Genomic DNA, 2,764 nt, shown 5'->3' on the forward strand with positions numbered 1-2,764 from the left:
CCAGCACCCCCAAGGCCCGCCACACCGCCGCCCCCGCCGCCCAGGCGCCCGGGCCCGCGGGCGAGGACCCGGCCGCGGATCCGTCCCCCAGCCCCACACCGACCGCCACCACCCCCGACCAGGTGGCCAAGGCCTTCGTCACCGCGTACACCACCCGCTTCCCGCTGAAGGACCAGGACCACGACGCCGCGGTCGAACGGGCGGCGCCGTACGCCTCCACCCCGCTGGTCGCCAACCTCAAGAAGCACGACGACAAGGACTTCAACCAGCTCGTCGCCGCGCAGGCCGTCTCGGCCAAGCCCACCGAGGTCACCATCGGCCAGCCCAGCAACAAGGAGCGGCCGGCCGTGGACACCTCGATCCGGGTGTGGCGGCAGGCGGACATCACCATCGCCGTCACCGGCACCGACGACTACACCTACACCCGCCACCTGACCGTCGAGGTCACCCGGGCCGACGCCGCCAGCCCCTGGATGGTCACCCGTGTCCTGGGCATCCAGGAGTAGCCGTGGACGAACGAGACATCGTCCGGGGCGCCCTGCAGGCCACCGGCATCGTCAAGAAGGGACTGCAGCTCAAGGTCGGCGCGATCGCCGCCGTGGTCTTCGTCGTGGCCCTGCTGTTCATGGGCATGCTCTTCCCCGGCGGCCCGGCCGAGGCAGCCAGCTGCCAGGACACCGGTGCCGGCACCTCCGACGCCTCCGCCGAATCGGGCGCCTCCAGCGGCCAGGCCACCGGCACCCTGCACCAGCAGCAGATCGGCTACGCCAAGACCATCGACTCCGTCGCGAAGAAGTACAAGCTGCCCGGCCGGGCCACCCTGATCGCGCTGATGACCGCAATGCAGGAAAGCACCCTGCAAAACCTCGACCACGGGCACCTCGACAGCGTAGGCCTGTTCCAGCAGCGCCCCTCGATGGGATGGGGCACCAAGGCGCAGATCACCGACCCCGCCACCGGCCCGGAGTTCGCGGCCACCTCGTTCTTCGAAGGCCGCGGCGGCAACCGAGGCCTCGTCGACGTCAAGAACTGGCAGACCCTGCCCCTGGGCACCGCCGCCCAGAAGGTCCAGAACTCCGCCTACCCCAGCCTGTACGCAGGCCAGGAGAGCGCCATGCGCGCGCTGGCCAAGAAGGCCGGCATCGACGTCGACCGGCCCGGCAGCGCCGGCACCCCCACCGGCACCTCCACCAGCGGCACCGCCAGTACGGCCCCGGTCACCAGCCAGAACAACGGCTGCCCCGACACCAGCCAGAACAGCGGCGCGGGCGGCGGGGCCAGCAGCGGCACGTTCACCGACGGCAAGGAGACCTGGACCCTGCACAACCCGCGCTCGGTCGCCGAGGCCATCCAGTGGGCCAAGAACCACGCCGGCGCCAACTCCACAGCCAACTGGTACCAGCGCTGCCTGGCGTTCACCGCGAACGTGTACGGCTGGTCCTTCTCCGGCGTCAACTACGCGATCGACCACTACAAGGTCGTCCCCGCCTCCATGCGGCACGACGGCGACCGGCACCCGCCGCCCGGCGCGCTGATGTACTGGGACACCGGGCACCGGGCGGGCCACATCGCCGTCTACCTGGGCGGCGGCAAGATCGCCAGCAACGACATCCTGCGGCCGGGCTACATCGACGTCGTCGACGCCGGGCTCATCGAGAGCAAGTGGGGCGCGAAGTACATCGGCTGGACCCCGCCGGACTTCCCGAAGGCCGGCTGAAACCGACCCGGTGCGACTGACGCGGGCTGAGGGTCAAGGGGAGGTCGGCGGCGCAGCGGTATCCGCGCCGCCGACCCCCTGGCCGTGCCGCTCCAGCAGCTGCACGAGCCGGGACGCCGTAGCGATCGCCTCGCCCATCTCCGCGGAGGCGGGGGGCTGTTCCACCAGGGCGAGCAGCCGGCAGACCTGGCGCCGCCAGTCGGTCACCTGCTCGCTGGGACCGTCGTAGGGGAGTTCTTCGCCCCGGCAAATGACCTGCTCAACGCGCTCTTCGACGTCGACGAGGAGTTCGGCTCGCCACACCAGTTCCGTCAGCTTCTGCAGCGCGTCGGCGCCGTGCGGGCCGGTCTTGGTGTCGCTGTTCATGCCCCGATCGTAGGGCTGCCCGCAGGGCCGTCACGGCCCTTTCCCCGCACACGCTCCAGCGCTCCGGCTGTCACACCTGCGGCGTCGCGCCGGCGACGCCTGCCCAACGGGATGGCGCCGCTGGCCATCCTGCTCAGCAGCGCGCCCCCGTACGGGTACGCGACGGCGAGCGGCCTGGCGTCCCTCTACCTCATCGCCAGCGCGATCGGCGGACCGCAGCTCGGGCGCCTCGTCGACCGCCGTGGTCAGACCCTGCCCTTCACCCTCGGCGCCGCGGTGAGCAGCGCGGCCCTTCTCGCCATCGTCGTCGGCCCCCAGCAGCAGGCCTGCACGGCCCTCGCCGTGCTGGTCGCCGGCGCGGCCAAACCACCGCTGGAAGCAGGCCTGCGGTCGTTGATCGGCACCGGCCATCTCATGCCTTCACGCAGCCACGAACGGGTGGCCCTGGCCCTGGACGCGGCACTTCAGGAATTGATCTACATAGCGGGCCCGCTCCTGGTGGCCGTCATCGTGTGGAGCACGTCCGCGGCAGCGGCGATGGGCGCCACCGCCGCCGTCGGCGCGGCCGGCACTCTTCTGGTCGTCACCACGCCGCCCTCGCACGCCTGGCGGCCCGCGGCCGTCCGCGCGGCCGACTGACTCGGGCCGCTCAAGTCGCGGCCGTTGCAGGTCCTGTACCTG

3 protein-coding genes and 1 pseudogene are annotated in these 2,764 nt (G+C 71.8%); 3 read left to right on the forward strand and 1 reads right to left on the reverse strand.

What is annotated here, in order from left to right; translation table 11 throughout:
- Together GA0115259_RS41025 and GA0115259_RS38615 are read left to right on the forward strand one after the other, a co-directional pair.
- A pseudogene (locus GA0115259_RS41025) lies at nucleotides 1-506 on the forward strand (hypothetical protein); the annotation flags it as partial.
- Between the two features lie 2 nt (nucleotides 507-508).
- A complete protein-coding gene (locus tag GA0115259_RS38615; protein WP_093605296.1) occupies nucleotides 509-1,717 on the forward strand; it encodes a peptidase M23 in 1,209 nt (402 codons plus the stop codon).
- Between the two features lie 33 nt (nucleotides 1,718-1,750).
- Here the strand turns inward: GA0115259_RS38615 and GA0115259_RS38620 are convergent, their stop codons facing one another.
- Nucleotides 1,751-2,083 (reverse strand): hypothetical protein, encoded by a 333-nt coding sequence (locus tag GA0115259_RS38620; RefSeq protein WP_093605298.1) that lies wholly within the window; start codon nucleotides 2,081-2,083, stop codon nucleotides 1,751-1,753.
- Between the two features lie 111 nt (nucleotides 2,084-2,194).
- On the opposite strand from GA0115259_RS38620, the gene GA0115259_RS38625 reads away from it, so the two are divergent.
- Nucleotides 2,195-2,722, forward strand: a complete 528-nt coding sequence (locus tag GA0115259_RS38625) for a hypothetical protein (protein ID WP_093605300.1) — start codon at nucleotides 2,195-2,197, stop codon at nucleotides 2,720-2,722.
- Nucleotides 2,723-2,764: the final 42 nt, after the last annotated feature.

Source organism: Streptomyces sp. MnatMP-M17, from assembly GCF_900091995.1.
Taxonomy (GTDB): Bacteria; Actinomycetota; Actinomycetes; order Streptomycetales; family Streptomycetaceae; genus Streptomyces.

Coding starts and splice junctions, on each gene's coding strand:
- GA0115259_RS38620 (WP_093605298.1), bottom strand. CDS start 2,083: ATGAACAGCGACACCAAGACCGGCCCGCACGGCGCCGACGCGCTGCAG.
- GA0115259_RS38625 (WP_093605300.1), top strand. CDS start 2,195: ATGGCGCCGCTGGCCATCCTGCTCAGCAGCGCGCCCCCGTACGGGTAC.